Source organism: Sphingomonas aliaeris (assembly GCF_016743815.1).
GTDB lineage: Bacteria > Pseudomonadota > Alphaproteobacteria > Sphingomonadales > Sphingomonadaceae > Sphingomonas > Sphingomonas aliaeris.
Window position 1 is genome coordinate 247493 of record NZ_CP061035.1, and the last position, 25564, is coordinate 273056.

Below are 25564 nucleotides of genomic sequence, written 5' to 3' on the forward strand. Positions count from 1 at the left end.
GCTTTTCCCCGGGCTTTGTCGTCTCCATAAGGGGGGCTGGCGACAAGACCAAGCGGAGAGAATGATGCGGACGACACTCGACCGGCGAATGGACGATGGGCTGGCCGCGCTGACCGGCACGCAACTGACGCTGGGGGAGGTCATGCTGAACGGCGTGACGCTGCCGACGATCGCGGTCGCGCCTCCTGCCTTGCCGCACTATTTCGCGCATTATGTCGCGCAGCATCGCGAGGCGACGTTCCTGGTCGCGGGTGACGAACGGCTGACGTTCGGGCAGGTCTATGACGAGGCGCAGAAGATCGCGCAGGCGCTGGCGGGCGGCGGGATGGCGGTCGGCGACCGGATCGGCATCGCGATGCGCAACTCGCCGTCGTGGATCGCCTTGTACATGGGAATTACGATGGCGGGCGGGATCGCGTGCCTGCTGAACGGCTGGTGGCAATCGTCCGAACTGGCGGACGCGATCGGGGATGTCGGGTGCAGCCTGGTGTTCGCCGATCCGCCGCGCGCGAAGCGGCTGGCCGAGATCGACGGGCTGCAGGTGCGCGTGATCGAGATCGTCGACACGCTGCCGCTGGCGCAGGCGATCGCCCCCGCGACGCAGGGCGCAGCGGGTGCGGCACTGCCCGAGCTGGACGGCGATGCGAATGCGACGATTCTGTTCACCAGCGGATCGACCGGCCAGTCCAAGGGCGCGCTGAGCGACCACCGCGCGGTGGTGCAGGCGGTGTTCAACTATCTGGCGCAGGCGCTGGTGATGCTCGGCATCTCGACCGAGGATGGCAGCCCGCCGACGACGCAGCCCGCGACGCTGCTGAACGTGCCGCTGTTCCACGTCACCGCGGAAGTGCCGGTGTTCCTGCAAAGCTTCGCGATGGGGCGCAAGCTGGTGCTGATGCCGAAATGGGATGCCGAGGAAGCGATGCGGCTGATCGAGAAGGAAGGCGTGACCTATTTCGTCGGCGTGCCGCTGATGAGTTTCGAGATCCTGACGCACCCGAACCGCACAAAATACGATCTGTCGACGGTCACCGATTTCGCGGCCGGCGGTGCGCCGCGCCCGGTGGAGCATGTGCGGCGGATCAAGACGGAGATGGGCGGGCCGAAGGGCGGCGGCGCGCCGTTGCTGGGCTACGGCCTGACCGAGACGAACGGCATCGGCTGCGGCAACTGGCGCGACAATTACCTCGCCAAGCCCAATTCCACCGGGCGCGCGTCCGCACCGTTGGTCGATCTCGCGATCCTTGACAATGCGGGTCGCCCGGTCGCGCAGGGCGAGCGCGGCGAGATCGGCATACGGTCGGTGGCAAACTTCAAGGAATATTGGGGCCGCCCCGACGCGACCGCCGCGGCCTTTACCGCCGACCGCTATTTCCTGACCGGCGACATCGGCTATCTCGACGAGGACGGATATCTGTTCATCGTCGATCGCAAGAAGGACATCATCATCCGCGGCGGCGAGAACATCTCCTGCCAGGAGGTCGAGGCCGCGATCTACGAAAACCCGCGCGTCGCCGAGGTCGCGGTGTTCGCCCTGCCCGACGAGCGGTTCGGCGAAGTACCCGGCGCGGTCGTCGTCTATCGCCCGGGCGAGGACATGACGCCGGACGAACTGTGCGCATTCCTGTTCGCGCACATCGCCGCGTTCAAGGTGCCGCAGCGCATCTGGACCTCGCCGAACCCGCTGCCCCGATTGGGTACAGAGAAGATCGACCGGGTCGCTTTGCGGAATGCGTATCAGGCGCTGGCGGCGGCGGAGCGCGAGGCGGGGGCGCAGGGAGTCTTGGCTTCGTAGCGGCTGTTGCGTCGAGGTTCGTCAGTCCTGCGCAGGCGGGAATCGATAGTCGCGGGGGTGCGGTTCCTTCGAATCCGGCGGGATTATGGATCCCCGCCTGCGCGGGGATGACGGTCGGGGTAGCGCGAAACAGCATGCGGCAACAAACGCGTGCAACCGGTTCCCCTTCCCCCATTCCCGCCGCCGGGATAGAGCGAAAGGCATGAGCGCGCGCGACACACTGGACCGGATCGATCGGCGGACCTTGCTGATCGGCGGCGGGGCGGGGGTCGGGTTGCTCGTCGCCTGGGCGGTGTGGCCGCGCGACTATGCCGCGAACCTGACCGCGGTGAAGGGCGAGACGGTGTTCGGCGCCTGGCTGAAGATCGGCGAGGACGGGCATGTCACCGTCGCGGTGCCGCAATGCGAGCACGGGCAGGGCGTGTTCACCACGCTGCCGCAGATCCTGGCGGACGAATTGGGGGCCGACTGGCGCACCGTCGGCGTGCAGCCCGCGCCGCTCAATCCGCTCTACGCCAACACGCTGGCGGCGGACGAACTGTTCGAAGGTGCGTTCGACGGGGTTCCAGCACCGTTGCGCGCCGGACATGCGCAGCGCAGCGCGCTGATGCTGACAGCCGGGTCGACCTCGGTCCGCGCGTTCGAGGACGTGCTGCGCGCGGCGGGCGCGTCGGCGCGTATCCTGCTGAGCAAGGTCGCGGCGGGACGCTGGGGCGTCGACTGGCAATCGTGCGGCACGGCAAACGGCTTCGTCCTGCACGGCGACAAGAAGATCCGCTTCGCCGAACTGGCAGCGGAAGCGGCGGGGGGCTCTGTGCCGAGCCCGATCCCGTTGCGTGGGCCGGACGGCAACCGGCTGTACGGCAAGTCGCTGCCCCGGCTGGACGTGCCGGCGAAGGTCGACGGATCGGCGAATTTCGCGGGCGATATCCGCCTGCCCGACATGGTCTATGCCAGCATCCGGCAGGGACCGGTCGGCGACAGCAAGCTGATCCGCGTCGATCGCGCGGCGGCGGACCGGATCCGCGGCGTCATGGCGGTGGTGACGAACGATCGCTGGGTCGCGGCCGTGGCGAACAGCTGGTGGGCGGCGAACATGGCGCTGGATGCGCTGAAGCCCCGCTTCGTCACGACGGGCGCGATTATCGGCACGGCGTCGATCGATTCAGCTTTGTCCGCCGCGTTGGACGGTCCCGGTACGCGCATGGCGTCGCAGGGCGACCTGTCGATGGCGTTCAAGGGCGCGAGCGTCGTCACGGCGGAGTATCGCGCCGGACTAGCTGTGCATGCCGCGGCCGAAACGATGACGGCGACCGCGTCTTTCGCCGGTGGACGGCTGGAATTGTGGTTGCCGACACAAGCGCCGGGGCTGGCGCGCGCCGCCGCCGCGGCGACGCTTGGGATCGCGGAGAATGACGTGACGGTTCACGCCATGCTCGCCGGGGGATCGTTCGGCGCCAATCTGGAAAATCTGGTGGCGGAGCAGGCGGCGTTACTCGCGCGGGAAATGAAGCGGCCGGTGCAGCTCGTCTGGTCGCGCAGCGAGGACATATTGCACGACCGCTATCGCCCGCCCGCCGCCGCCCGCATGACCGCGCGGCTGGCGGCGAACGGACAGATTAGCGGGTGGCTCGCCAAGATCGCCGCACCGCCGACCGGGCACGAATTGCTGGACCGATTGATGCCGGGGGACCGGATCGCGGGGCTGGCGATGAAGGCGGGGGGCAGCGGGGATCGCTATGCCGTGGCCGGCGCACGGCCATTCTATCGCATCCCGAGTTACGCGGTCGATCACCACCCCGCGGAGATCGGCGTGCCCACCGGGCATTGGCGGTCGGGTGCGCACAGCTACACCTGTTTCTTCACCGAATGCTTCCTCGACGAGCTGGCGCATGTCGCGAATACCGAACCTTTATCCTACCGGATCGGGATGCTGGGCAGCGACATCCGGCTGGCGCGATGCCTGTCGACGGTCGCGTCGCTGGGCGGTTGGGAAGGCGGTATTCCCGGCAGCGGCCAGGGCATCGCCTGCCATGCATTCCGGGGCAGCTATATCGCGGTGCTGGTCGAGGCGCATATGGGTGACGGCCAGGCGATCAGCGTCGACCGGATCGTCGCCGCGGTCGATTGCGGACGTCAGGTGAACCCCGATATCGTCCGCCAGATGATCGAGGGCGGATTGATCTTCGGCATGGCACAGGCGATCGGCGCATCGACCGGCTTTACCGAGAACCTAGCGGATGCGCGGACGCTGGCCGATCTCAACCTGCCGCGCCTGGCCGATACGCCCGACATCACCGTCGAACTGATCCGCAGCGAGGCGGAACCGGGCGGGGTCAGCGAACTCGCGGTGCCGCCGGTCGCGCCGGCCATCGCCAACGCATTGCAATCCGCCACCGGCGTGCGGATGCGCGGGCTTCCGCTCAGATTTGGAGACATGTGATCCTTCCTCCCGGCCACCCCCCGTACCGAAGCCCAAGATCGGCGTGCTGCTGACCAACCTCGGCACGCCCGACGGCCCGGATGCGAAATCGGTCAAACGCTATCTCGGCGAATTCCTGTCCGATCGCCGCGTCGTGGAAATCCCGCAGATCGCATGGCAGCCGATCCTGCGCGGCATCATCCTGAACACGCGCCCGAAAAAATCCGCGCACGCCTACGGTCTGGTATGGCGCGAGGATGGGTCGCCGCTCGCCGCGATCACGCGGTTGCAGGCGGCGGCGCTGAAGGACGCGTTCGGCCCCGGCGTGCTGGTCGACTGGGCGATGCGCTACGGGAATCCGTCGATCGCGCACCGCTTGCAGGCGATGAAGGATGCGGGGTGCGAGCGCATCCTGATCGCGCCGTTGTATCCGCAATATTGCGCCGCGACGACCGCAACTGCCAACGACAAGGCGTTCGCCGTATTGGCGGGGATGCGCTGGCAACCGGCGGTGCGCACGTTGCCGCCCTATCACGACGACGAGTCCTATATCGCCGCGCTGAAGACGTCGGTCGAAACGTCGCTGGCGGCGCTGGATTTCGAGCCCGAGGCGATCGTCGCCAGTTTTCACGGCATGCCGCAGCGCACGCTGGAGCTGGGTGATCCGTATCATTGCCACTGCCAGAAGACCGCGCGACTGCTGGCCGCCGCGATGGGACGCGAGGTGATCGTGGCGTTCCAGTCGCGCTTCGGGCGGGCAAAATGGCTGACTCCGGCGACCGACGTAACGCTGGAGGCCTTGCCGGGAACGGGTGTGAAGAAGGTCGCGATCCTGGCGCCGGGCTTTTCCGCCGATTGTCTCGAAACGCTGGAGGAACTGAGTATTCGCGGGCGCGAGAGCTTCGTCGCGGCCGGTGGAACGCATTTCGCATATCTGCCGTGCCTGAACGACAGCGAGCCCGGCATTCATATGTTACAAAGGTTGATCGCACGGGAGCTTGAAGGCTGGACGCCAAGGCCGTAGCGTCCGGTTGCAGCAACAGCTAACCCAGGAGAGAGATATGGCACGCGTCGCAATTGTCACGGGGGTACGCGTGGTATCGGCGAGGCGATCAGCCTTGCGCTGAGGGATATGGGGCTGTCCGTCGCGGCGAACTATGCCGGCAATGACGAACGCGCGCGCGAGTTCACCGAACGCACCGGGATCAAGGCGTATAAGTGGGACGTCAGCGACTATGACGCCTGCCAGGCGGGCTGCGCGCAGGTCGCCGAGGAATTGGGCGACGTGGATATCGTCGTCAACAATGCCGGCATCACGCGCGACGGGACGATCCTGAAGATGACCTATCAGGACTGGAAAGAGGTGATGGACACCAATCTGGGGGGCTGTTTCAACATGGCGAAGGCGGTGTTCCCGGGCATGCGCAGCCGCAAATGGGGCCGCATCGTCAATATCGGATCGATCAACGGGCAGGCGGGGCAATATGGCCAGGTGAATTACGCCGCCGCGAAATCGGGCATTCACGGCTTCACCAAGGCGCTGGCGCAGGAAGGCGCGCGGGCCGGCGTAACGGTGAATGCGATCGCACCGGGCTATATCGACACCGACATGGTCGCCGCTGTGCCGGCCGATGTGCTGGAGAAGATCGTCGCGAAAATCCCGGTCGGACGGCTTGGGCAGGCGCACGAGATCGCGCGCGGCGTGGCGTTCCTGTGTTCCGAGGATGGCGGGTTCGTCACCGGATCGACGCTGTCGATCAACGGCGGGCAGCATATGTACTGACGGGCGCCGGCGGCAAAGCCGCCGATGCGCAAGGCGCAGCGCCCGGCGGGGCCGGCGGGGCGGGGGCTTGGTCCCCCGCTCCGGCCGACGGCTTTGCTGGCGGCGTTGGTAAGCTATTCGCGCCGAACCACAATTTTCCCACCCCGTTCGCGCTGAGCCTGTCGAAGCACCTGTCCCCAGATCCCGCCCTTCGACAAGCTCAGGACGAACGGTGGCTTGGATCGGGCCTCCGAAGAGTTTCGGACGAACGGGTCTGCCACACAGGGTTCAAACCGCCAAAACGTTGAAGGCCGGCCCCCGAAATCGGGAACCGGCCTTCGCCCTCAGCTACGCAACACGAGGGATAGGGGAAACCCTGTGTCCGGGATCAGCGGCGGCAACCGCGCGGATCGTCCGAGCGATCGATCGCGCGACCGGCAAGTGCGCCACCACCGGCACCCAGCACCGTGCCGAGCAGGCGGTCGCCGCGTCCGGCGACGACGTTGCCGAGCAGGCCGCCGGCGATCGCGCCGATCACCGTACCGCCGGTATTGTCGCAACGGTTGCTGCGGCGGTTGTTGTAGTAGCGGCGGTCGTCGCGATAGTTGCGGCGGTCGTCGCGGTAATTGCGGCGGTCATCGCGATAGCCGCGATACTGCGTCTGATACTGGTCGCCATAATAGCCATCGCTATAACGCTGCGCCGAAGCGGGCGTGGCGGAGACCAGAGCGGCGGAGCTCATGGCGATTGCGGTGGCAGCGAGCGTGAATTTCTTGAACATCGTCTTTCTCCCAGGCCGTGCATCGTAAAATCTGTTCGACGAAGCGGCTGAACTCCTTCGATGACATGACTTCTGCCCGAGTCGCATTGAGCGATCCCTGAATGCGTTCGTTATCCTTCGTTCATGATGCGGGGCAGGCGGATCAAAGGCTGGCTCGCCGGGGGATCGCGGGTATGAGGGCGCGTGCGAACCTGGCTCCTGATCCTGCTGCTGCCCGTGTTGACCCCCGGCTGGGACGGTGCCTCTAGGCTCGGGCTGCTGGGGCCGAAGGTGGACTTCACCGCGACGCCGGTGGCGCTGGACGCAAGCGATCCGGCGCGCCGGACGGTCGGGCGGCTGACCTATCTGGGCGGGGTCGAACTGAAGAGTCCGGATCCGGTATTTGGCGGGTTTTCGTCGCTGACGGTCGAGGGGCGGCGCTTCACGCTGCTGAGCGACGGCGGCAATATCGTGCGATTCGATCTGGACGGGCGATGGGGGATCAGTGCGCGCCAGTTCGCCGAATTGCCCGGCGGCCCCGATACGGGATGGAGAAAGCGCGACCGGGACAGCGAATCGATCATCGTCGATCCGGCGACGGGCGACCGGTCGATCGGGTTCGAATTCGCCAATGCAATCTGGCGATACGATCGCGACCTGACCAGGGTGTGCCGGCACGCCGCACCCCGCGCGATGCGGAAATGGAACGAGAATGGCGGGCCGGAGGCGATGGTGCGGCTGGCGGACGGCGCGACGATCGTATTCTCTGAAACGACGCGACCGAAGACCAGCACCGGCAAGCGCGGGGCCGGACGCATCGCGATCCGATTCGCGGGCGATCCTACCGCGCGGCCCAATGCCGGATTCCGCTTCCTGTATATGCCGCCCGCCGATTACGATCCGAGCGACGCGGCGTTGCTGCCGGACGGGCGGATACTGGTGCTCAACCGTGCCTTCACCTTCCCTTTCAACTTCACGGCCAAGCTGACTATCGTCGATCCGAAAGCGATTCGGCCGGGCGAACGCGTGCGGGGGGAAGAGATCGCGACCTTCGCCGCGCCGGTGCTGCACGATAATTTTGAGGGGATCGCGGTGGTGCGCGAGGGCGATGACACGGTGATCTGGATGGTGTCGGACGACAACCAGCTGTTCCTGCAACGCAGCCTGTTGCTCAAGTTCCGACTGGACCCCGCGGTGCTCGGGGTACCGGGCCGCTAGCCCAGCCCGGCCATAGCCTTGGTCTTCGACCGCGACACAAACGCCGACGGCCCGCTCTCCGATATGAAGAGCGGGCCGGCAATCTCGCTATACGCAAGGACTGTTAGGCGGCGACCGCCGTGTCGAGCTTCTTGCGGACATCGCGCTTCAGGCGACGTGCACGCAGCGACAGCTTGTCGTCGGTCGTCTTGACCAGCCAGTTGTCCAGGCCGCCGACATGCTCGACCGAACGCAGGCCGTGCGTCGAGACGCGCAGCTTGACCGAAGTGCCGAGTGCGTCCGACATCAGCGTCACGTTCTGCAGATTCGGCAGGAATGTCCGCTTGGTCTTGTTGTTCGCGTGGGAAACGTTGTTACCCACCATCCGGCCCTTGCCGGTCAGCTCGCAAATGCGCGACATGTTCGCTAATCCTGATTTCCGGACGCCAGACGGTGTCCTGTAAAGGCGGCGCGGATAGCCGGATCGGGCAAGGGCGTCAACCGATTCACGCAAGAAAACGATGCAACCATGCGCGCAATGGCGGCGTTATTACGCAAACGATTCGATTCCACGGGAGGACTCACATGCGCGCTATCCTAATCCTGATCGGGCTTGCCGCCCTGGTCGTCGTCGGCCTCATGTCGGTCGGGCTGCTGAAACTGAACGCCTCGCCGGGATCGCTACCGAGCGTGCATGTCGAAGGCGGCAGCGCGCCCAAGGTGAATGCGGACGTCGCGAAGATCGTCGTCGGCACCGAGAACAAGACCGTCGCCGTCCCGACGCTGAAGGTCGATCGTCCGGAAGGCAATTCGACCGCGCAGTAATGGTATCGGCCCGTCCCGCCACGCCTGGACAGGCATGGCGGTGACCGCGGAGAGCGGGCATAGGGCAGGGATGTTCCCGATGCCCGCCCCTATGCGCGCCGCACTGGATGCCGCCGCCACCGCCGCGGCCGCGGGAGAGGTTCCGGTGGGTGCCGTCGTGATGCTCGACGGGAAGATCGTCGCCACCGCCGCCAATGCGCCGCGTGCGCTGAACGACCCCACCGCGCATGCCGAGATACTGGCGATTCGCGCCGCCGCGCAGGCGCTCGGCCGCGACCGGCTGGACGATTGCGATCTGTGGGTGACGCTGGAGCCGTGCGCGATGTGCGCGGGTGCGATCGCGCATGCCCGGATTGCGCGGCTCTATTACGGAGCAGAAGATGCCAAGGGCGGCGCGGTCGCGCATGGACCGCGATTCTTCGGGCAGCCGACCTGTCATCACCGGCCCGAAATCTATTCCGGCATCGGCGAGGAAGAGGCGGGTGCGCTGCTGAAGGGATTTTTTGCGGGACGGCGGTGACGTTATCCCGAGAGCGCGCACACGCTGCTTGTTCCCAAGGCTGGACCAAGGTCACGGTCCCGTTCGCCCGAACCTGTCGAGGTCATGTGCGAGGCACCTGTGCTTCGACAAGCTCAGCACGAACGGGTCGGTAAAAGGGGCGCCATGTCCAGCGGCGCCCTATTCTACCTGCGCCGTGTTCTATCGACGCAGGTCGTTCTGCGAGATGGGGACGATCTTGATTTCGACGCGACGGTTGGCGGCGCGGCCGTCTTCGGTATCGTTGGAGGCGATCGGCTGCGTCTCGCCGTAGCCGCGGGTCGCGATGCGGGCGGATTGCACGCCGTGGCCCGACAGGTAATCGGCGACCGAGATCGCGCGACGTTCCGACAGACCCTGATTATAGGCGTCGCTGCCGGTCGAATCGGTGTGGCCGTACACGTCGATATACGTCTCGCGATACTGGCCGAGCACGTCGGAGACGCGGTCCAGCGTGCTGCGGAACTGCGGCTGCACGTCGGCGCTGTTATAGGCGAAGTTGATGCCCGACGGGATGTTGAGGATCAGATCGTCGCCCTGACGGATCACCTGCACGTCGGTGCCGGCCGTACGGGCGCGGAGTTCGCGTTCCTGATTGTCCATATAGGCGCCGATCCCGGCCCCCGCGATGCCGCCCAGACCCGCGCCGACGATCTTCGCGGTCCGGTCGTTGCGTCCGCCGACGATGTCGCCGAGCAGATAGCCGCCGAGCGCGCCGCCGATACCGCCCAGCGCGGTCTTCGAGATCGAACGCTGCCCGGTTTCCGGATCCGTGACGCAACCGCTGGCGGTCAGGACGACGGCCATTGCGGCGCCGATCAGCAATTTCGGTGAGGGCATGGACTTCACTCCTTTGGTGGCGGGCGCGATGGCGACGGCCGTCTGTATTGGTTTCGGCCGGACAACTCGGGCCTGCGTCCAATTGTTCCGGGAGCGATTTGAACGCAATCTGGAGCAACTGCCAGCGCGATTTCCCAGAAGATCGGTTGGCAATCGCGGCGATGTGCTGCAAGAGCCTGTGCAGCGACATGGCACCGCTTCCCCCTTCCCCTGGATCGACGTGGCGATCATCCTCGCGCTGATCGCGTTGAACGGCGTCTTCGCGATGTCCGAACTGGCGATCGTCTCCGCGCGCAAGGCCCGGCTGGAAGCGATGGCGCGCGCAGGGAAACGTGGCGCACGCGCCGCGATGCTGCTCGCCGCCGATCCCGGAAAATTCCTGTCGACGGTGCAGATCGGCATCACGCTGATCGGTATTCTGGCGGGTGCCTATTCGGGCGCGAGCCTGGGTGCGCCGGTCGCCGCGCGGCTTGGCTGGCTGGGCTTTTCGCCGGAAACGACGGGCACGATCGGCTTCGCGCTGGTCATCGGCATCACGACCTATTTCTCGCTGATCGTCGGCGAACTCGTTCCCAAGCAGATCGCGCTGCGTGCGCCCGAACCGATCGCCGCGTTCATGGCGCCGCCGATGCGCTGGATCGCCTGGGGCACCGCGCCGCTCGGCTGGCTGCTCGATTCGTCCAGCGCCTTGCTGTTCAAGCTGATGCGACTGAAGCGCGAGACCGAGGATCACGTCACCGCCGAGGAACTGCATCTGATCGTCGCGGAGGCGAGCAAATCGGGCGTGATCGAGGAGCATGAACGCTCGATCATCTCGGGCGTGGTCCGGCTCGCCGATCGTCCCGTGCGCGAGGTGATGACGCCGCGGACCGAAATCGAATGGATCGATATCGGGCTGGAGGAAGACGGTATCCGCGCGGCGCTGCTCGGCATGACGCACAGCCGGTTGCCGGTGGCTGAAGGATCGGTCGATGCGGTGATCGGGGTGGTGCAGGCGCGCGACATCGCGATCGCCCTGCTCGGCAACGATCCGCTCGATCTGCGCGCGCTGCTGCGCCAGGCGCCGGTCGTGCTGGATCAGCTGGACGCGATGGACGCGTTGAGCGCGCTGCGGCAGGCGGAAGTGCCGATGGCGTTGCTGCACGACGAATACGGCCATTTCGAAGGCATCGTCACACCGGCCGACCTGCTTGCCGCGATCGCCGGCGAGTTCGCGTCCGACAGCAATCCGGAGGATTCGCCGTCCGTCGTGGAGCGCGACGACGGATCGTTGCTGGTGTCGGGCCAGATGGCGGTGGATGCGCTGGCCGAGCGGCTCGGCATCGACCTGCCCGAGGACCGGGATTATGCGACCGTCGCCGGGTTGGCGCTTGCGGTCTTCCGTCACCTGCCCGGCGAGGGCGAAAGCTTCGTCGAGCAGGGCTGGAAGTTCGAGGTGGTCGATCTCGACGGGCGGCGGATCGACAAGTTGCTGGTCAGCGCGGTCGTTTCGCGCGGCTGAGTTTGCGGCTTACGACGTAGGCCCATCCATACCTGCCGTTCGTCCTGAGCGTGTCGAAGGGCGGGTAGCGCAGGACAGGTGCTTCGACAGGCTCAGCACGAACGGGTGGGGGGCAGGGTATCCCATCAAGGCGGACGCGTTCCGATGCCCACCCGGCGGCTTGCGACGACGATGATACTCTAACGGTGGGCTCGCGGCGGGGTGGACCCCGGAACGAGTCCGGGGTGACGACAAAGGCGGGGAAGTCGGCTCAGCCCAGCTTGCCGAACTCCGCTTCGTACGCCGCACGGTCCCCGGCCACCAGCAAGGCCGCCTGTTCGGCCCAGCGGTCGCGCGTGGGGCGGCCCTTGAAGGCGCCCAGCCGCGCGTCGAGATCGGCAAGATCGGCGGGGCTCATCGCGGCGATCTGATCGACGCGTGTGATGCCGAGGTCCGCCAGCGTCGCGGCGAGTTTGGGGCCAAGGCCCTTCAACTGCGTGATATTGCCGGCAAGCGGGGTGGACGCGGGCGCAGCGGGTGCGGCCGTCGGTTCGGCCGCCTCGATCGCGCGGTCCACGGGCGGCGGCGCGGTGGGCGCGGGCGTCGAAACAGGCGCGGACGGAGCGACGGGGGCGGTCTGCGATGCCGCCTGCGGTTCGGAGGCCGGTGCTTCCACGGCCGGTTCGCCGGAAATGGGGGCCGAGGGAGTCGGGGCGGCCGGGACGGGGGCGGCGGGTGTCGGAGCAGGCGGGATCGGAGCGGCGGCAGGGGCCTCGCGCTCCACGGCCCTGGGCGCGGGTGGCGGGGGCGCGACGCGGGCAGGCGTTGCCGGTCCATCCTCGGCGTCGATCGCAGCCTCACGGTGCGCATCGACTTCCTTCTCCGCCCGGATGCGGCGGCGTTTCAGGCGCATGCCGAACAGGATGCCGACGATCGCGAGAATGGCGAACAGGCCGATCAACCCGAATTGCGCCATGGTGAAAATGGTCGTCGTTTCCGTCACTGCGATACTCCAATGGCCGCGCGTCGCGCCTTATCGCAGGCGCGTGCGTCCGAAGCTACCGGTCAATCCCGCTATGGTCGCCAATGTTGGTTGGTCCGATCGCGGACGGACGGTCAGCCGGCCTGCCGTTCGATTTCCCGCCATCCGATGTCGCTGCGGTTGAAGCCGCTGGGAAAGTCGATCCGCTCGACCGCGGCGTAGGCCTGCGCCTGCGCCGTCTCGATGTCCGTCGCGAGCGCGGTCACGGCCAGCACGCGGCCACCCGCCGCGACCAGCCTGCCCCCGACGCGCGCCGTGCCGGCCTGGAAGATACGGGCACCGTCCACCTCCGCCGCCACGATTCCGTCGATCGTGCCGCCCTTGTCGGGCGTGCCGGGATAGCCGTTCGCCGCCATCACGACGGTCAGCGCGACCTCGTCGGTGAAATCGGGCGCGGGATGATCGCCAAGCGTACCGCGCGCCACGGCGAGCAGCAGTTCCAGCAGGTCGCCGCGATAGCGCATCATCAGCACCTGGCATTCGGGATCGCCGAACCGCGCATTATATTCGATCAGCTTCGGGCCATCCGCGGTCAGCATCAGCCCGGCATAGAGGACGCCCGAAAACGGCATGCCCGCCGCCGCCATCGCCGCCACGGTCGGCGCGACGATCTCCTCCATCGCGCGGCGTTCCAGATCCGGGGTGAGCACCGGCGCGGGGCTGTATGCGCCCATGCCGCCGGTGTTCGGCCCGACATCGCCGTCGCCGACGCGCTTGTGATCCTGCGCGGTGCCGAACGGCATCATCGCAGTCCCGTCGGTCAGCACGAACAGGCTGACTTCCTCGCCCTCCAGGAATTCCTCGATCACCGCCTCGGCCTTGGGCACGGAGAACAGGTCGGCGATCGCCTCTTCCGCCTCGGCCCGCGTCATCGCGACGGTGACGCCCTTGCCCGCGGCGAGGCCGTCCGCCTTGATCACCACCGGAATGCCGAAATCCTGCAGCGTCGCCAGCGCGCCGTCGCGCGAGGTAACCCGGGCATAAGCGGCGGTCGGGATGTTCGACCGGCGGCACAGGTCCTTGGTGAAGATCTTCGATCCTTCCAGCTGCGCCGCCGCCTTGTTCGGGCCGAAGACGGGCAGGCCCATCGTGCGGATATTGTCGGCAAGACCGTCGACCAGTGGCGCTTCCGGCCCGATGACGACGAAGTGGATCGAATGGCGGTGGCAGAAATCGATCACCGCGCGGTGGTCCGCCGGGTCAAGATCGACCAGCTCGGCATGCTCCGCAATCCCCGGATTGCCCGGCGCGGCGAACAGTTTAGTGGTGCCCGGCGATTGCGCCAGCCGCCACGCGAGCGCATGTTCACGGCCCCCGGAGCCGATCAGCAGGATATTCATGGCCGACCCCTTTTTCGATACGTCGCACCGGCTGGTAGCCGAGGAGATGCCGGGCGACAACGCCGCCGCGATGGGCGTCGGCGAACTGGCGCAGAAGCTGAAGCGCGTGGTGGAGGGCGAGTTCGGCCATGTCCGGCTGCGCGGCGAACTGTCGGGGTACAAGCGCGTCGCTTCCGGCCATGCCTATATGAGCCTGAAGGACGACAGTGCGGTGATCGACGGCGTGATGTGGAAGGGCTCGGTCGCGAACCTGCCGTTCCAGCCGCAGGACGGGATCGAGGTGATCGCGACCGGCAAGATCACGACCTATCCGGGGCGATCCAAATACCAGATCGTGATCGACCGGATGGAACTGGCCGGCGAAGGCGCGCTGATGGCCTTGCTGGAAAAGCTTAAGGCGAAGCTGGCGGGCGAGGGGTTGTTCGATCCCTTGCGCAAGAAGCGCCTGCCGTTCCTGCCGCGCACGATCGGGGTCGTGACATCGCCGACGGGGGCGGTGATCCGCGACATCCTGCACCGGCTGGAGGATCGCTGCCCGACGCATGTGCTGGTCTGGCCGGTCAAGGTGCAGGGCGACGGATCGGCGAAGGAAGTCGCGGCGGCAGTGGCGGGGTTCGACGCGATGCCGGCGGGGACGCGGCCCGATCTGGTCATCGTCGCGCGCGGCGGCGGCTCGATCGAGGATCTGTGGGCGTTCAACGAGGAAGTCGTGGTGCGCGCGGTCGCCGCCTGTTCGATCCCGATCATCTCCGCTGTAGGGCATGAAACGGACACGACATTGTGCGATTTCGCCGCCGACCTGCGCGCGCCGACGCCGACCGCCGCGGCGGAGATGGCGGTCCCCGTCCTCGCCGACCTGCGCCTGACGCTGGACGGGTTCCGCCAGCGTACCGAACGCTGCGCCCGGCGGACGCACGAGCGCAGCCGGGAACGGCTGGACGCGCTGGTGCGGGTGCTGCCGAAGCGCGACGCGTTGCTCGGGCCCCAGCGCCAGCGTGCGGACGAGGCGGGCGCGCGGCTGGACCGCGGGCTGGAACGGCGCGTGACGCTGGCGCGCGGGCAGCTGGACCGGTCGGGTGGTGCGCTCCGCCTGTCGGTGCTGGAACGGCAACTGGCGTCCGCGGGGGACCGGCTGAACGCGACGTGGCGGCTGGTCGAGATCGCTCAACCCCGACAAGCTGCTGGATCGCGGATACGTCCGCGTCTCGGCGCGGCCATCGGGGGCGGTGGTGACGAGCGCGGCGGCGGCGCGGGCGGCGGGCGCCGTCACGCTCCACTTCCGCGACGGCCCGGTCGATGCGCGCCTTGAGCAGAAGCCGGCCAAAGCCTATGACAAGGCGACTGCCGGGAAGACGCCCGAACAGCCCACTCTGCTCTAGGTCCGGACGCCCCCATGTTGATGTCGAACACCGATCGCCCCGCAAAGCTGCATTACATGGCGAACGGCTTCCGCGTGCTGGCGCCGGGCGATCACGTGCTGTGCGCGGTGAGCGGCGAGCGGATCTCGCTGGAGGATCTGCGCTACTGGAGCGTCGCGGCGCAGGAAGCCTATGCCAGTGCCGAGCTGGCGACGAAAGCGATGAGCCCCGCCGCGTGATCTTCACGCGGGCGTGCGGGGGACGAATGCGGGGAATTCCGATCGCGGTCGGCCTGGTCCTGCTCGGCGGATGCGCCGCCGTCCCGCAGGCCCGCCCGCAGGTCCAGCCGGTGCCCCCCTCGACCCGCGCCGAGCCGCCGACGGTGCAGGCCGATCGCCCGGCGGGGCCGGTCACGTTCAGCTATAGCGGCCCGCGCATGCAGGGCGGCACGGTGATCGGCATCGCCCCCGCCGGGACCGCGACGCTGACGCTCGACGGTGCGCCGGTGACGGTCGCGCCGGACGGCCGCTTCCTGATCGCGTTCGATCGCGACGCCGGGCCGTCCGCCACGTTGGTCGCGACGCTGCGGGACGGGCGGCGCGTCGCCGATGCGCTCGTCATCGCACCGCGCGAATGGAACATCTCGCGCCTCGGCAGCCTGCCCAAATATCCGGTGCCGGAGGCCGAGTTCGCCCGCATCCGCCCCGCCGAACTTGCCGAGATCGCCGCCGCGCGGCGCGTTTCGGTCGATAGCGCGGGGTGGCGGCAGCCGTTCCTGTGGCCGACCACCGGCCGCATCTCCACGCTGTTCGGGTCGCAGCGCATCTACAGGAACGGCGAGGCGGGCGCCTATCATTCGGGCGTCGACGTCGCGCGCGCAACCGGAACGCCCGTGCTCGCCCCGGCCGACGGCGTCGTCATCCTCGCCGCCGACCACCCCTTCACGCTGGAGGGCAACCTCCTGATGATCGATCACGGCGCCGACCTGAACAGCGCATTCCTGCACCTCTCGCGGATCGACGTGCGGGTCGGCGACCGGGTGAAGCGCGGCCAGGTGATCGGCGCCGTGGGCATGACCGGCCGCGCCACCGGCCCGCATCTCCACTGGGGCATGAAATGGCGCGACGCTCGCATCGACCCGCTGTTGTTGGCGGGTCCGATGGTTAGCGGCGAGAGATAATCAGCCGCAATCGCGATCCCCACCGCTTTCGAAAGTGCGGTCGATTTCGTTTCCATCCCTATCGCCGGTAGCGATGCGCGCTACGTCGCTCCAACCTGTTATCTCGCACCTGCGTCGACGTTCGGCGCGGCGCGTTGTCGGACATCGAACCTGTTGGCGAGCGACGCGGTCGCGAGGATCGCCTGGCCTTCATCTTCGCCAAGACCGTCTTAACCAGGACGACGACCCGCCTCGACCTTCACCGTCCTTGGCGCCCTGACCTCGTACCCGTACTCGTTTTACCGGCAAACGCGGGCAAAAGTGTCCCGACAGCTTCGATCTCTTTATTTTGTGAGGCAGTCCGAACGGCGACGTCGGCGCCTGTCGTGATCGCACGACTTATGTCCGCACGATCCAAGGGAAAGCTCCGGATAAGATATCAAGAAGGAGCGGTATCGCCATGAAATTATATGGATAAAATAAATACGAAAACAGAGCGCAGAGAACGGAAAAATGCCGAGTAAACACAAAGCAACGAAAACTAATAGGCAGGTGTGTTGCTTGGTTATAACAGTCATATTGTGGCATTTTAGCTACACAAATATTGTAAAGACTCTACGGCGCGCAGCATGTCGGCTTTACACCAATCCTATACCGCTTCATCCATCGTTAATGTTCGAATCATCCGTGTTGATGAAGTTTGATCGAACTGGGGCAACCGCTCGCGCGGATCACTATAGATTCGGCGAGCGACAGATAGGGGTAAATCGTGGCTAATTCATTGAATTCTACGCTGAAGATGCTTCGTAGCGGTGCCGCTATGCAGGCATTTGTATTATTAGGCGCTGGTGTCGCCGGAAGTGCGATCTCCGTCGTTCCGGCGATGGCGCAGCAGCAGCCTGAAGCTGTTGCTGTTGGGCAAGAAGAGCCTGCTGGAACGGACATTGTCGTAACTGGCTCGCGCATCGCAAGGCCGGAAGCCGATTCTGCCGTTCCGATCACTGTTATTGACGATACCCAGCTTTCCCTTGAGGGTCAGCAGAACATATCGGACGTGCTGAACGAGCTTCCGCAGGTCGGTATCGGGCAGACGCGCACGAATACAAACTTCTCCACGTCAGGCACCGGTACCGCAACGGTCAATCTGCGCGCGCTCGGCAGTTCACGTACATTGACGCTAGTCAACGGCCGCCGTTTTATCGGTGGCTTTGCAGGTGACTCTGCAGTTGATCTCAACAACATACCAACCGACTTCTTGGAGCGAGTTGAACTTGTTACTGGTGGATCTTCGGCGGTTTACGGATCGGATGCCGTTGCAGGCGTCGTCAACTTCATTCTGCGCGACAAATTCAAGGGAATCTCAGTCCGCGGTCAGTCCACGTTGACGGGGAAGGGCGATGCCCAACGCTATTTCGCCAGCGTAACCGCTGGCGAGACGCTTGGTGATGGTCGCGGTAATATCCTTGTTAACTATTCTTATGATCGTGACGAGGGTCTGTTTTCGCGCCAGCGAGCTATCTCTGCCCAGGATTGCTCCGGCGTAGTCTGTGGTTTGGGTTCTTTCAGCTCGTTTGCGCCACAGGGTCAGTTTCGGCTGTTAAGCCCGACTGGTGGGGCGATCGCTGCGGTGAATTTGCCCACTGCAAATCAGTTTTTCTCTTTCAATCCAGACAATAGCTTGGCCCGCCTTGACGGGTTCAACACTGGCGCCTTCGGCTTCAACCGTAACGGTGTTCGCTACATTTCTGTGCCAGTCCAGCGGCATTTGGTGTCCGGCATAGCCAATTACGAGATCACGAATGGCATCAAGGCATTCGTCGAGGCTACCTATTCCAACGTGAAATCGCAGGCGAGCCTCGAGGCTTCGCCAATCGCGAACGCCGATCTTGGAAGCCTGGGCTACAACATCGATAATCCGTTCATCCCGGCGGCCGTTGCTGCGCAAATCGCGGGGTTGAACAGTGATGCTAACCCGGCGAACGATGTGGGCTTCATCGGTTTCCGTCGACGTCAGAACGAGGTATTCAGCCGCTCTAATCGCGCATCACGTGAGACCGTTCGCGTGGCGACCGGTTTCAAGGGCGAAATTGCGGATCGTTTCAATTGGGAAGCGAGCTATGTCTATGGTCGGTTGCGTGATTTTAACACCACGCAAGACGTTGATGCCGCTCGCTACCGAAATGCACTCGACGCCATTCGCGTCGGACCGGGCAACGTTGTTGGAACGGATATCGTATGCCGCGATGTCGCTGCTCGTGCTGCAGGATGCGTCCCGATCAATCTTTTTGGCCTCAATACGGCCGATCCGCTCGCGTCGGCTTACGTGCAGTCCCAAGTGGCCAAGTCGGAAGATATCGTAAATACGCAACAGGTCTGGTCTGCTAATATCGCGGGTCCGCTGTTTGCTCTATGGGCAGGTGACGTTGGGGCGTCGATCGGCGTCGAGTACCGTAAGGAAAAGACGGTTGATGACCTTGACTTCTTGACCAACACCGGTGGCAACTCTGGCAATCAAATTCCCGATCTCGTCGGCCAGTTCAACGTCAAGGAAGTGTTTGGCGAACTGAATGTGCCGTTGCTCAAGGATAAGTCATTCGTCAAATATCTTGGTTTGATTGGCGCAGCGCGTTATTCGGATTACTCGACGATTGGGAATGTGTTTAGCTGGAACGCTGGTGCCGAATTCGAGCCGATTTCGGGGCTGCGGTTCCGGGGTGTTTATGCCGTGGCCAACCGCGCGCCGAATATCGGCGAACTGTTCAGTCAGCCATCGGAAACGTTCGCGGCGGTTTCGGATCCGTGCGATGGTATCACGGCGGCCACCGCAACACCTGAGGCAGTCGCATGTCGTGCAAACGTCCCGGCAATTGGAAATTTCTTTACCGCTAACCCGACCGGTACGTTCCAGTATTCGCTGGCTGATATTCAAGGGATTAACGGTTTCGTCGGAGGCAATACTGCGCTCAAGGAAGAAACTGCCAAAACGTACACATTAGGTGTGACGGTGAGCCCTCAACTCGTTCGCGGTCTGATTTTCACAGCAGATTATTATAACATCAAGATCGAGGATGCGATTGGGTCGCTTGGACGCAGCTTCTCGATCCAGCAGTGCTTGCTTACCGGTGCGCCAGTATTCTGCAGCCAGGTTACCCGTGATTCATCCACCGGCTTTGTTACAACGGTTAATGGTCAGTTGATCAACGTTGTGACCCTTGAAACTAGCGGTATCGATTTCGGAATACGGTATCAACGTCAGTTGAATCTTCTTGGTAATGACCGCTTCTCCTTCAACGGGAACTACACGTGGCTACTTGATTACAAACAGCAGTCTGATCCGACCAGCGCCAAGATCGATTCGGCTGGAACATATGGCAACGGCTTTTCGACTCACCGTTTCAACGTTCGTGGAACATACTCGATCGACGAGTTCAGCTTCAGCTGGCAGACCACGTTCACGAGCGGCGGAAACTACATCTATAACGACGGAACAGGTCCTTCGGTTAGCAATACGCCAGCGGTGGAAGCGCTTAATGCGCAGCCTGATTACTGGCTGCACGACGCGCAGGCTCGGTTCGATTTGAAAAGTGGCTATTCTTTCTTCTTCGGTATCGACAACCTCTTCGACAAAAAGCCGCGCTATCTGCCAGGTACGCCCTTCGGCACCCCTACGGGCTTGGAGACGGCAGCAGATTACGATGTAATCGGTCGGCGTTTCACAGCGGGCTTCAAATTCAAACTGTGATCTAACCTTCGGAAAAAGGGGGGCAGAGCGATTGCTCTGTCCCCCTTTTTTCGTTGTGTAGAATGTAAAAATGATCGCTTGTTAGACTCGATGGGATCGCCGTTCCATTTGCGACGAAGCATCTCTTACAAAATCAACCCACCACCAGCTCAAGCCGGCCATCGCCCTCGTCCACCCGCACCGTCGCGCCGTCCTTTACGTCGCCGCGCAGGATCAGGTCGGCGAGCGGATCCTGCAGATACCGCTGCACCGCGCGTTTCAGGGGCCTTGCGCCGTAGACGGGGTCGTAGCCGACGCGGCCGAGCCACAACCGAGCGCCTTCCGTCAGGTCCAGCGTGATCTTGCGATCCCCCAGCAGCTTGCCGATGCGCGAGACCTGGATGTCGACGATCGGTGCCATCTCGCTCTGGCCCAGCCGATGGAACAGGATAATCTCGTCCAGCCGGTTAAGGAATTCCGGGCGGAAATGCCCGCGCACGATATCCATCACCTGCGGCTCGACGCTCGCCACATCCTCGCCGTCCGCCAATTGCGTCAGATACTGACTGCCCAGGTTCGACGTCAGGATGATCAGCGTGTTGCTGAAATCGACCGTGCGGCCCTGTCCGTCCGTCAGGCGGCCGTCGTCCAGCACCTGCAACAGGATATTGAATACGTCGCCATGCGCCTTCTCGACCTCGTCGAACAGGATCACCTGATAGGGGCGGCGGCGGACGGCTTCGGTCAGCACGCCGCCTTCCTCATAGCCGACATAGCCGGGAGGCGCGCCGATCAGCCGCGCGACGGCGTGCTTTTCCATGAACTCGCTCATGTCGATGCGCACCATCGCGGACGGATCGTCGAACAGGAATTCGGCGAGCGCCTTGGTCAGTTCGGTCTTGCCGACGCCGGTCGGGCCTAGGAACAGGAAGCTGCCGAGCGGGCGGTTCGTTTCCTGCAATCCGGCGCGCGAGCGGCGCACCGCGGTCGACACCGCGCGCACCGCCTGCGCCTGTCCGATGACGCGCTTGCCGATCGCGGCTTCCATGCCCAGCAGCTTGGCGCGCTCGCCCTCCAGCATGCGATCCACGGGGATGCCGGTCCAGCGGCTGACGACGCCGGCGATATCGTCGGCGGTCACTTCCTCGCGCAGCATCGCGCCCTTGGTCGCGCCGGCTGCGTCGGCAAGCTGCTTTTCCAGTTGCGGGATGCGGCCATAGGACAGCTCGCCGGCCTTGGCGAGATCGCCGCCGCGCTGCGCCTGTTCCAGTTCCAGCCGTGCGGCATCCAGCTGTTCCTTCAGCTTCGCCTCGGCGGAGATCTTGTCCTTTTCCGCCTGCCAGCGCGTCGTCAATTCGGCCGATTGCTGCTCCAGATTGGCGAGTTCGCCCTCCAGCGCTGACAGCCGTTCCTTCGACGCGGCATCGCTTTCGCGGCGCAATGCCTCGCGTTCGATCTTGAGCTGGATGATGCGGCGGTCGAGCGTCTCGATCTCTTCGGGCTTGCTCTCCACTTCCATGCGGATGCGGCTGGCGGCCTCGTCCATCAGGTCGATCGCCTTGTCGGGCAGGAATCGATCGGTGATGTAGCGGTTCGAGAGCGTGGCGGAGGCAACGATCGCCCCGTCGGTGATGCGTACGCCGTGATGGAGTTCGTATTTCTCCTTCAGCCCGCGCAGGATCGAGATCGTGTCCTCGACGGTCGGTTCGTCGGCGAAGACCGGCTGGAACCGCCGCTGGAGCGCGGGATCCTTCTCCACATGCTTGCGATATTCATCCAGCGTGGTCGCACCGATGCAATGCAGTTCGCCGCGCGCAAGCGCCGGCTTCAACAGGTTCGACGCGTCCATCGCGCCCTCGCCTTTCCCGGCGCCGACCAACGTGTGCATCTCGTCGATGAACAGGATGATGTCGCCCTCGGCGGCCTTCACCTCGTCCAGCACGCCTTTCAGCCGTTCCTCGAACTCGCCGCGATATTTCGCGCCGGCGATCAGGCTGCCCATGTCGAGCGACATCAGGCGGCGGTCCTTCAGCGTATCGGGCACGTCGCCATTGGCGATGCGCAGCGCGAGCCCCTCGGCGATCGCGGTCTTGCCGACGCCGGGTTCGCCGATCAGCACCGGATTGTTCTTCGTGCGGCGCGCCAGGATCTGGATCGTGCGGCGGATTTCCTCGTCGCGGCCGATCACCGGATCCAGCTTGCCGTCGCGCGCCGCCTGGGTCAGGTCGCGGGCGAATTTCTTGAGCGCGTCGAACTTGTCCTCCGCGCCTGCGGAGTCCGCCGTGCGACCGTTGCGCACCTGATTGATCGCGGCGTTGAGCGCCTCGGGCGTGACGCCGGCCGTCTTGAGCGCCTTGCCCGCCGCGCTGTTGAGCGACAGAGCGAGCGCGACCAGCAGGCGTTCGACGGTGACGAAGCTGTCGCCCGCTTTCTGCGCGATCTGTTCGGCGGAATCGAGCACGCGCACCGCATCGTTATCGAGGCCGGGCGTCTGCTGCGCACCGCCGCCCGACACGGCCGGAATCTTCGACAGCGCTAGATCGGTTTCGCTCGCCGCGCGCTTCGCATCGCCCCCGGCGGCCGAGATCAGCCCCGCGGCCATGCCCTGATCGTCCTCCAGCAGCGCCTTCAGGATATGTTCGGGCGCGATACGCTGGTGGTTCATGCGGATCGCCACGGTCTGAGCGGATTGCAGGAAGCCCTTGGCGCGGTCGGTGAATTTTTCGATGTTCATGATCAGCCCTGTTGGATTGTGACCGCGATGTAGTGTGGTAATTATGCAACACAAGAGGTTGGGGGATACTTTAACTGCTTGGGTCGGAGGAAGTCGAGTTTCGGCAGGGCCCTAACATCGTCATTCCCGCGCAGGCGGGAATCCATAGTCACTGACGTGTCGAGCTTATGGCGAACGACGGCGTTTATGGATTCCCGCCTGCGCGGGAATGACGATGTGACTGGGGCGGGGCGCAGTCACTCCGCATGGGTTCTCGAAACCGCCCATGCCGCTCGACAGAAGCTTGGATGCGCAATATCCAGTTGCAAACAGCAACGATAAGAACGGGATGTCGGGGATGATGCGCAAGGTCGCCAAGGGGCTGCTTGGCCTGATCGGTCTGTTGGTCGTCGTCGCGATCGGGTTGATGGTGTGGGAGCCGCTTGCCGCCTCCACGCCCGCACCGCCGCCCCCGCATCGCTACGACACCGTCATCGCGCGCGACACGTTCGGCGTGCCGCACATCTTCGGCAAGACCGACCCCGACGTGGCGTACGGCGTCGCCTATGCCCATGCCGAGGATGATTTCTCGACCTTGCAGGAAGCGATCGCAATGTCGCGCGGGCGGCTCGGTGCGTTGACCGGACAGGATGGCGCGAAGGTCGATTATGCGCTGGCATTGCTGGGCGCGCGGGCGACGGTGGATCGCGATTACGACAAGCAGCCCGCCGACGTGCGTGCATTGCTGGACGGCTACGCCTCGGGCCTCAACCATTATGCCGAACGTCATCCGGGCGAAGTGCGGATGCGCAAGCTGTTCCCGGTCGACGGGCGCGACATCGCGACCGGCTTCGTGCTGCGGACGCCGTTCTTCTTCGGGCTGGATCAGGTGCTCGGCGCGCTGTCGAGCGACCTGCCGCCGCCGCGCGAGAGTGCCGGGCCGACGCCGGATGCGCCCGATCCGAAGGCGATCCCGGCGGGGCAGGATGCCAGCGAAGGCAATATGAACGGGTCGAACGCGTTCGTCGTCGCGCCCAAGCGGTCGGCGGACCGCTTCACGCGGGTCGTGTCCAATTCGCATCAGCCGTGGAAGGGGCCGGTGGCGTGGTACGAGCTGGTGATCCATTCGGGCACCGGCTGGAACTTCGCGGGTGCGACCTTCCCGGGCGTGCCCTATCCGGTGCTGGGGCATAACGAACGGCTCGGCTGGACCAACACGGTCAACCGCCCCGATCTGGTTGACGTGTACAAACTGTCGATGGAACAGGACGGGACGCACTATCGCTTCGACGGAAAGTCGCTGCCGCTGCAATCGACGCGCGTGTGGCTGCCCGTCCGGTTCGGGCCGTTCGTGCTGCCGATCCCGAAGACCGTGTACCGCGCGGTGCAGGGGCCAGTGATCGTCAACAGGAATGGCGCGTTCGCGATGCGCTATGGCGGCGCGGACCAGTTGCGCATGGTGGAGGAATATTACCGCCTGACGCGCGCGCAGGATTTCACGCAGTGGCAGAAGGCGCTGGCGATCCAGGGCGTGTCGGCGACCAATTTCCTGTACGGCGATGCCGCCGGGAACATCGCCTATTTCTACAACGCCGCCTTCCCCAACCGCAAACAGGGGTTCGATTATCGACAGGTACTGCCCGGCGATACATCGCGCGACCTGATGGCGGGGACGGTGCCGTGGGCGCAGGTGCCGCGCAACGTGAACCCCGCATCGGGTTTCCTCGCCAATGCCAACAATACGCCGTTCCAGTCGGCGGGCGAGGGATCGGAGATGAACCCGGCGGATTGGTCGCCGCTGCTCGGGATCGAAACGGATACGACCAATCGCGGCACGCGCGCGGTGGAGTTGATGGGACAGGACGGCAGCATCAGCGACGCCGACCTGCACCGCATCAAATACGATACGGGCGTCAGCCGGCTCAGTTGGGCGGCGCGCTGGTATGACGATCTCGCACGCGTCGATGCGAAGGGCGACAAGCAGATCGACGCGGCCAAGGCGTTGATGGCGAAATGGAACTGGCGCTTCGACGGCAACAATCCGGCCGAGGCACTGGCCGCGATCCTGCTGCGCGCGGGACAATCGTGGCACTATGTCCGCAAGCCGGAAAAGATCCCGCGCGAGGAACTCGCCAAGGCGGCGGCGTATCTGGCCAAGCATTTCGGGCGGCTCGATCCGCCGCTGGGGCAAGTGCTGCGCCTGCGTCAGGGGCCGGGCAAATATGCCGTGGACCTGCCGCTGGACGGCGCCCCCGACGTGCTGCGCGCCGCCTCCACCTGGGACGAGGCGCCGGACGGGCGGCTGGTGGTGAAACATGGCGACAGCTTCGTGATGTTCATGGCGTGGGACAAGGCAGGCCGCGTGTCCTCGACCTCGATCCAGCCTTATGGCGCCGCCACGACGCGGCCCGGATCGCCGCATTATACCGATCAGGCGGCCCTGTTCGTCGCGCACCGGACCAAGCCGGTGCGCTTCCGCCCGGCGGACCTGCGCGGGCATACGGAGCGTGTGTACCGGCCTTGATGTCGTTTCGTCGGGGGTCGGTGTGAGGCCGGCGGGGCATTCCCTCGATGGCGACCCACCCCCGGCCCCTCCCTTTCAGGGAGGGGAG

Annotated in this window: 17 protein-coding genes and 2 pseudogenes; 13 read left to right on the forward strand and 6 right to left on the reverse strand. The window is 65.1% G+C overall.

The window, feature by feature from the left end; genetic code table 11:
* Positions 1-64 precede the first annotated feature (64 nt).
* The 4 genes and pseudogenes from H5J25_RS01030 (at position 65) to phbB (ending at position 6000) form a co-directional block, all read left to right on the forward strand.
* Complete coding sequence (locus H5J25_RS01030; protein ID WP_202093926.1) at positions 65-1795, forward strand: class I adenylate-forming enzyme family protein; 1731 nt, start codon at positions 65-67, stop codon at positions 1793-1795.
* Positions 1796-1997: 202 nt separating this feature from the next.
* Positions 1998-4238: a xanthine dehydrogenase family protein molybdopterin-binding subunit gene (locus tag H5J25_RS01035; RefSeq protein WP_202093928.1), complete on the forward strand. Its 2241-nt coding sequence runs from the start codon at positions 1998-2000 to the stop codon at positions 4236-4238.
* Positions 4239-4281: 43 nt separating this feature from the next.
* Positions 4282-5241: a ferrochelatase gene (gene hemH, locus H5J25_RS01040; RefSeq protein ID WP_404829559.1), complete on the forward strand. Its 960-nt coding sequence runs from the start codon at positions 4282-4284 to the stop codon at positions 5239-5241.
* Between the two features lie 37 nt (positions 5242-5278).
* A pseudogene (gene phbB / locus H5J25_RS01045) lies at positions 5279-6000 on the forward strand (acetoacetyl-CoA reductase).
* Between the two features lie 367 nt (positions 6001-6367).
* Here phbB and H5J25_RS01050 read toward each other — a convergent pair.
* Complete coding sequence (locus tag H5J25_RS01050; RefSeq protein WP_202093932.1) at positions 6368-6760, reverse strand: glycine zipper 2TM domain-containing protein; 393 nt, start codon at positions 6758-6760, stop codon at positions 6368-6370.
* Between the two features lie 183 nt (positions 6761-6943).
* On the opposite strand from H5J25_RS01050, the gene H5J25_RS01055 reads away from it, so the two are divergent.
* Positions 6944-7957, forward strand: a complete 1014-nt coding sequence (locus H5J25_RS01055) for an esterase-like activity of phytase family protein (protein WP_202093934.1) — start codon at positions 6944-6946, stop codon at positions 7955-7957.
* Positions 7958-8060: 103 nt separating this feature from the next.
* On the opposite strand, the gene rpmB is transcribed toward H5J25_RS01055, so the two are convergent.
* Positions 8061-8357, reverse strand: a complete 297-nt coding sequence (rpmB, locus tag H5J25_RS01060) for a 50S ribosomal protein L28 (RefSeq protein ID WP_055774133.1) — start codon at positions 8355-8357, stop codon at positions 8061-8063.
* Positions 8358-8521: 164 nt separating this feature from the next.
* Between rpmB and H5J25_RS01065 the strand changes: the two genes are divergently transcribed.
* On the forward strand, positions 8522-8761 hold the full coding sequence (locus H5J25_RS01065) for a hypothetical protein (RefSeq protein WP_202093936.1): 240 nt from the start codon (positions 8522-8524) through the stop codon (positions 8759-8761).
* 79 nt (positions 8762-8840) lie between these two features.
* Positions 8841-9281 carry a nucleoside deaminase gene (locus H5J25_RS01070; protein WP_225883260.1) on the forward strand — a complete coding sequence of 147 codons (441 nt, stop codon included), beginning with the start codon at positions 8841-8843 and terminating at the stop codon, positions 9279-9281.
* Positions 9282-9461: 180 nt separating this feature from the next.
* Here the strand turns inward: H5J25_RS01070 and H5J25_RS01075 are convergent, their stop codons facing one another.
* Positions 9462-10139: an OmpA family protein gene (locus H5J25_RS01075; RefSeq protein ID WP_202093938.1), complete on the reverse strand. Its 678-nt coding sequence runs from the start codon at positions 10137-10139 to the stop codon at positions 9462-9464.
* A 163-nt stretch (positions 10140-10302) separates the two neighbouring features.
* Here H5J25_RS01075 and H5J25_RS01080 point away from each other — a divergent pair, with 163 nt between their 5' ends.
* A complete protein-coding gene (locus H5J25_RS01080; RefSeq protein ID WP_225883261.1) occupies positions 10303-11640 on the forward strand; it encodes a hemolysin family protein in 1338 nt (445 codons plus the stop codon).
* Between the two features lie 250 nt (positions 11641-11890).
* Here the strand turns inward: H5J25_RS01080 and H5J25_RS01085 are convergent, their stop codons facing one another.
* Both H5J25_RS01085 and purD read right to left on the reverse strand, forming a co-directional pair.
* Positions 11891-12622: a hypothetical protein gene (locus H5J25_RS01085; RefSeq protein WP_202093940.1), complete on the reverse strand. Its 732-nt coding sequence runs from the start codon at positions 12620-12622 to the stop codon at positions 11891-11893.
* Between the two features lie 113 nt (positions 12623-12735).
* On the reverse strand, positions 12736-14001 hold the full coding sequence (purD, locus tag H5J25_RS01090; protein WP_202093942.1) for a phosphoribosylamine--glycine ligase: 1266 nt from the start codon (positions 13999-14001) through the stop codon (positions 12736-12738).
* Here purD and xseA point away from each other — a divergent pair.
* The 4 genes and pseudogenes from xseA (at position 14000) to H5J25_RS01110 (ending at position 20260) form a co-directional block, all read left to right on the forward strand.
* Positions 14000-15380, forward strand: a pseudogene (gene xseA / locus H5J25_RS01095) (exodeoxyribonuclease VII large subunit). The gene purD and the pseudogene xseA overlap by 2 nt on opposite strands.
* Positions 15381-15394: 14 nt before the next feature.
* Positions 15395-15598, forward strand: coding sequence for a DUF2093 domain-containing protein (locus tag H5J25_RS01100; RefSeq protein ID WP_202093943.1), 204 nt, complete (start codon positions 15395-15397; stop codon positions 15596-15598).
* 26 nt (positions 15599-15624) lie between these two features.
* The gene (locus H5J25_RS01105; protein WP_202093944.1) at positions 15625-16539 is read left to right on the forward strand and encodes a M23 family metallopeptidase; all 915 of its coding nucleotides are present in this window, start codon (positions 15625-15627) and stop codon (positions 16537-16539) included.
* Positions 16540-17287: 748 nt separating this feature from the next.
* Positions 17288-20260 (forward strand): TonB-dependent receptor plug domain-containing protein, encoded by a 2973-nt coding sequence (locus H5J25_RS01110; protein ID WP_202093945.1) that lies wholly within the window; start codon positions 17288-17290, stop codon positions 20258-20260.
* A gap of 133 nt (positions 20261-20393) precedes the next feature.
* Here H5J25_RS01110 and clpB read toward each other — a convergent pair whose 3' ends face one another.
* Positions 20394-22973, reverse strand: coding sequence for an ATP-dependent chaperone ClpB (clpB, locus tag H5J25_RS01115; protein WP_202093946.1), 2580 nt, complete (start codon positions 22971-22973; stop codon positions 20394-20396).
* Positions 22974-23310: 337 nt separating this feature from the next.
* Here clpB and H5J25_RS01120 point away from each other — a divergent pair, with 337 nt between their 5' ends.
* Positions 23311-25476, forward strand: a complete 2166-nt coding sequence (locus H5J25_RS01120; RefSeq protein ID WP_404829560.1) for a penicillin acylase family protein — start codon at positions 23311-23313, stop codon at positions 25474-25476.
* Positions 25477-25564 lie beyond the last annotated feature (88 nt).

What these genes read in the sequence shown, in the direction of transcription:
- H5J25_RS01030 (WP_202093926.1), top strand. Translation starts at nt 65, where the DNA reads ATGCGGACGACACTCGACCGGCGAATGGACGATGGGCTGGCCGCGCTG.
- H5J25_RS01035 (WP_202093928.1), top strand. Translation starts at nt 1,998, where the DNA reads ATGAGCGCGCGCGACACACTGGACCGGATCGATCGGCGGACCTTGCTG.
- H5J25_RS01050 (WP_202093932.1), bottom strand. Translation starts at nt 6,760, where the DNA reads ATGTTCAAGAAATTCACGCTCGCTGCCACCGCAATCGCCATGAGCTCC.
- rpmB (WP_055774133.1), bottom strand. Translation starts at nt 8,357, where the DNA reads ATGTCGCGCATTTGCGAGCTGACCGGCAAGGGCCGGATGGTGGGTAAC.
- H5J25_RS01065 (WP_202093936.1), top strand. Translation starts at nt 8,522, where the DNA reads ATGCGCGCTATCCTAATCCTGATCGGGCTTGCCGCCCTGGTCGTCGTC.
- H5J25_RS01070 (WP_225883260.1), top strand. Translation starts at nt 8,841, where the DNA reads ATGCCCGCCCCTATGCGCGCCGCACTGGATGCCGCCGCCACCGCCGCG.
- H5J25_RS01075 (WP_202093938.1), bottom strand. Translation starts at nt 10,139, where the DNA reads ATGCCCTCACCGAAATTGCTGATCGGCGCCGCAATGGCCGTCGTCCTG.
- purD (WP_202093942.1), bottom strand. Translation starts at nt 14,001, where the DNA reads ATGAATATCCTGCTGATCGGCTCCGGGGGCCGTGAACATGCGCTCGCG.
- H5J25_RS01100 (WP_202093943.1), top strand. Translation starts at nt 15,395, where the DNA reads ATGTTGATGTCGAACACCGATCGCCCCGCAAAGCTGCATTACATGGCG.
- H5J25_RS01105 (WP_202093944.1), top strand. Translation starts at nt 15,625, where the DNA reads ATGCGGGGAATTCCGATCGCGGTCGGCCTGGTCCTGCTCGGCGGATGC.
- clpB (WP_202093946.1), bottom strand. Translation starts at nt 22,973, where the DNA reads ATGAACATCGAAAAATTCACCGACCGCGCCAAGGGCTTCCTGCAATCC.
- H5J25_RS01120 (WP_404829560.1), top strand. Translation starts at nt 23,311, where the DNA reads ATGATGCGCAAGGTCGCCAAGGGGCTGCTTGGCCTGATCGGTCTGTTG.